Origin of the sequence: Mesorhizobium sp., from assembly GCF_004962925.1 — a bacterium.
In the GTDB taxonomy this organism is placed as follows: domain Bacteria; phylum Pseudomonadota; class Alphaproteobacteria; order Rhizobiales; family Rhizobiaceae; genus Mesorhizobium.
Window position 1 is genome coordinate 1 of record NZ_SUEO01000339.1, and the last position, 4,199, is coordinate 4,199.

Below are 4,199 nucleotides of genomic sequence, written 5' to 3' on the forward strand. Positions count from 1 at the left end.
GGCAAGAAGGAAACACCCGCCCGTGAGCCTGCCCCGCAGGCCGAGCCGCTTCCCACTCCAACCGACCGGCAAGCGGCTCCTGCCGAGGGCGAACAGCCTTTGGACCAGGCGAGAAAGCGTGGCAAGAAGCCTATCGGCGAACAGCCGGTGACAGGAGAACAGCCCTCAACCGGCGAGCAGCCCGCCGAGGGCGAACAGGCCGCGCCCGCCGAAGGAGAAGGTCCGGCCCAGGGCGAGGCTCCCGTGTTCGACAGCCAGAAGGATGCCGTGCGCAAGCGCCGGGGCGGCAGGGATAATGCGCAAGAGACGGCCCGGCCGGACGACCAAGATGGCGGTCGGCCCGCCCAACAGAACGGCGAGCAGGCGGAAGCCCCGAAGCCGGCTCCGGTCGACCAGGGACTGCCGCCCACCGACGACAGGGCGGCGCAACAGGAGCTCAAGCTTGAGAGGATGGTTCCGGTGACGGAGGAAAAGGGCAAACGCGTTGAGCGTGCGCCCGACGACGGGGACATTCGCCGCCGTCCACGCCCGCGCGGGGTCGACGTCGTCAGGGAACTCGGCGACCGCGTTATCCTCCAGTTCAACAACCAGACGATCGTCGAAAGCGACGATGCCCCGCGCATGCACCGTGGCGCCAGGAACGTCTACTATGAGGAGCTGTCGGGCGATCGCACCCGGGAGATCGTCGAGCGTGACAACGGAATCCAGATCGTCACCATCCGCAATCGCTACGGTGATGTCATCCAGCGTTCACGCATCGCGCCCGACGGACGCGAATATGTGCTGAGCTATGTCGACGAGCGGTACTATGATGACGATAGCGACTGGCGCGATCCGGGCGACGACCTGCCGCCGATTCGGATCGACATTCCGCGCGAGGAGTACATTCTGGATTCCGAAGAGGTCGATGATCCGGAGGACTACTACACCTTCCTCGAACAGCCGCCGGTGGAGAGGGTGCAGCGCCTCTACTCGATCGACGAGGTCAAGCGCTCGGCCCGCGTGCGCGACATCGCCCGCCGCATCGACCTAGACACGCTGAACTTCGAATTCGGTTCAGCCTCGATCCCCGACACCGAGGTGCAGAAACTGGAAGGCGTCGCCAGCGCCATGGAGAAGCTGCTTGAGAAGAACCCGGCGGAAACCTTCCTGATCGAAGGCCATACCGATGCCGTCGGCAGGCCGGAGGCGAACCTCGCTCTATCCGACCGTCGCGCGGAGGCCGTCGCCGAAGCCTTGACCAATGCTTTCAGCATCCCGCCGGAGAACCTGACGACACAGGGTTATGGCGAGGAGTATCTCAAGGTCAACACGTCGGAGCCTAACCGCGAGAACCGTCGCGTCGCCATCCGCCGCATCACCTCGCTGGTGGCGCCGGTCGCCAGCGCGAATTAACTCGCAATTCCAGAAACGTGAACTGGTTTCTGGACTCTATACAGGAAGAAATAGCCCACCCGGTTTCACCGGGATGGGCTATTTCGGGCAACGAGCCGAGGTTGAAGGCGAATGTACGTCGCGATTTTAACCAGGCATTGAATCGCGAGGTCGTCCACCCCAGATTCTGGATAGGGCTTCCCTGCCCCGTCCCGACTCCAGCGGGACACATGAGCCCCGCCGGTACCCCCTCGCCGGCGGGGCTTTTGTTTCCAGCCTCTAGAGAAACCACACCTTACCCGAGCCCTGGACAATTCCTCACGGTGGCCCTCCGCCTCAAAGCCAAGAAGGCCGAGGAGTGAGAACCGCGTCCGCTGCCGTCAGTAGATACTTTTGATGTCGGTTTCGGAATTCGCAAACACCTCGTCGGGCACGAAGAAATCGCCGGCAAGCGGGCCTGTCGCGCCCGGCGCATAGATCGAAAAATCGCTGACGCCCTCGGCGCGCAGCACCTCCTCGTCGATGTAGAAATTGCCGGTCGCCTCGCGCGACGGCCTGAGCAGGATCGCATGCGCGGCGTCGGCCATGATGTCGGGCGAACGGCTCATCGCCGCCACCGTCGCTCCGCCCAGGAGATTGCGCACCGCTGCCGTATCGATCGTCGAGATCGGCCACAGCGAATTGACAGCTACGCCGTCTCTGGCGAACTCCGCGCTCATGCCCAGCGTGCACATCGACATGCCGAACTTGGCCATCGTGTAGGCGACATGGTTCTTGAACCATTTGGCCTTCATGTCGAGCGGCGGTGCCAGATTCAAGATGTGAGGATTGTCAGCCAACTTCAGGTGCGGAATGCACATTTTGGAAACCAGGAACGTGCCGCGCGTGTTGATCTGGTGCATCAGATCGTAGCGCTTCATGTCGGTTTCCAGCGTGCCGGTGAGCTGGATGGCGCTGGCATTGTTGATGCAGATATCGATGCCGCCGAATTTTTCGATGGTCCCGGCAACCGCCTCGGCCACCTGCCCCTCCTCGCGTATGTCGCATAATACCGGCAACGCCTTGCCGCCGGCCTGCTCGATCTCCTGCGCGGCCGTATAGATCGTGCCCGGCAGCTTTGGATGCGGCTCTGCGGTCTTGGCCGCGATCGTCACATTGGCGCCATCGCGCGCAGCGCGCAGGGCGATCGCCAGCCCGATGCCACGCGACCCGCCGGAGATGAACAGCGTCTTTCCCTTGAGCGACATGTCTTCCGCCTTCCTTGCAACATCACAGGCGCGATCCTTGCGCGGCGGTTGCGTGCCGCGCAAGGCCCAACACGCCGGATGTGCGTTACGCTGCGTCGGTTTGGAAGGACAAGTTAGACTAGCACCAGCCCTTGCCGCATGGCGATGGCGATCGCGTCGGTGCGGTTGGCCGCACCGAGCTTGATCAGGATCGCCGCGACGTGGAACTTCGCCGTGTGCACGGAAATGTTCAAGCGCCGCGCGATCACCTTGTTGGGCGCGCCCTCGGCCAGCAGTGCCAGCACTTCGCTCTCGCGCGGCGAAAGCGCTGGCCTGGCAGTTCCATCGTCGACCGGCTCCTCGTCCAGCGGGTCGCCGTCATGGAAGGCGAAATCATCATCATGTCTTCCAGGCACGCGGCGGCCGCCGCCTGAAATCCTGTAACCCGCCGCGGCAAGCCGGACGGCAGCGGCGATCAACAGGTCGTCAGCCGCCGCCGGCAGGACGGCGAAAAGATTGTCGTCTGGCGGCTCGTGGCCGGTCCGCCGGGACAGCAGCACCCGAGGTATGGCGGGATCGATAGCCAGGCCTCGCAGGTTCCGCTCGTCGACGACAGCGACGTCCGCTCGCTCGCCGCCGTCGCTGCTGCCGGCCGTGACAGGCAGCAGATCCCCGCTCGTGGCGAGCGTGGAAGACAGGTGCTCGGCATGTGCCGCATCGCCAAGCGCGATCAGCACGGTCAGCCGCCGCTCCGCCACCACGCCATCCGCGTTCCTGTCCCTTATGATCGCCTCAACAGCCATCGATCCTCTCAGCTCAGCGGCTTTTCGCCGATGGTCAGCACGACATCGCGCTGTTCACCGCCGCGGACCACGCCGAGCGTCACCGACGCGCCGGCGCTGTCCGGCCCGAGCCTGCGGATCAGCTCGCGCGGACCGTGCACGGCCTCGCCGTTCCACGACACGATGATGTCCCCGAGATGCAGGCCGGCGGCTTTTGCCGGGCCATTGTCGTCGAGGCTCATCACCATGGCGCCATGCGAGTCGCCGCTGCGGATCGGGTGCAGGCCGGCGCCGAGATAGCCGCGCGCGACATGGCCCTTCTCGCGCAGCGTCGCCACCGCCCGTTCGATCGTCTCGTAAGGCATGACCAGCGCCCGCCGGCGCGGCCCGAACAGGAGCATCCCGATCAACGCGCCCTTGGCGTCGAGCACCGGGCCGCCCTCGAACCGGCCGCCGGCATTGACGGCCAGATTGATGCGCCTGTCGATCGTGCCGCCGCGCATCGAGCGCCAGGCCGGACCGACCTCACCGACCGTGCCGAATGCGGCGAGCGTCGCACCGTCGCTATTGCCCACGGCGATGGCCAGATTGCCCGGCCGCACCGCGCCCGACTTGGCCAGCGGCGGCACGTCCGGCGCGCCGGTCGGCTTCAAAAGTGCGGTGCCAGTCGATGGATCGCGGCCGACTAGCTCAACCTTCACCTTATCGCCCGAAGAAAGCGTCAGCTCGATCTCTTCGCCGGCCTCCACCGCCTCCTCGGCAGTGACAAAATAGCCGTCGCGCCAATGGAAGGCGGTCGCCGTGCGGTGCTGATGCG

4 protein-coding genes are annotated in these 4,199 nt (G+C 65.2%); 1 reads left to right on the top strand and 3 read right to left on the bottom strand.

Features of this window, described 5'->3' with window-relative positions; genetic code table 11:
• Positions 1-1,395 (top strand): OmpA family protein (locus E5W87_RS34365; RefSeq protein ID WP_292408074.1); only part of this gene is annotated, 1,395 nt, incomplete at its 5' end.
• A gap of 359 nt (positions 1,396-1,754) precedes the next feature.
• Here E5W87_RS34365 and E5W87_RS34370 read toward each other — a convergent pair.
• The 3 genes from E5W87_RS34370 to E5W87_RS34380 all read right to left on the bottom strand — a co-directional run.
• Complete coding sequence (locus tag E5W87_RS34370) at positions 1,755-2,621, bottom strand: NAD(P)-dependent oxidoreductase (RefSeq protein WP_292408077.1); 867 nt, start codon at positions 2,619-2,621, stop codon at positions 1,755-1,757.
• A gap of 113 nt (positions 2,622-2,734) precedes the next feature.
• Entirely contained in the window at positions 2,735-3,403 is a 669-nt protein-coding gene (locus tag E5W87_RS34375; protein WP_292408080.1) for a response regulator transcription factor, read from the bottom strand.
• An 8-nt stretch (positions 3,404-3,411) separates the two neighbouring features.
• Positions 3,412-4,199: S1C family serine protease (locus tag E5W87_RS34380; RefSeq protein WP_292408084.1), on the bottom strand; the 788-nt coding region annotated here is incomplete at its 5' end.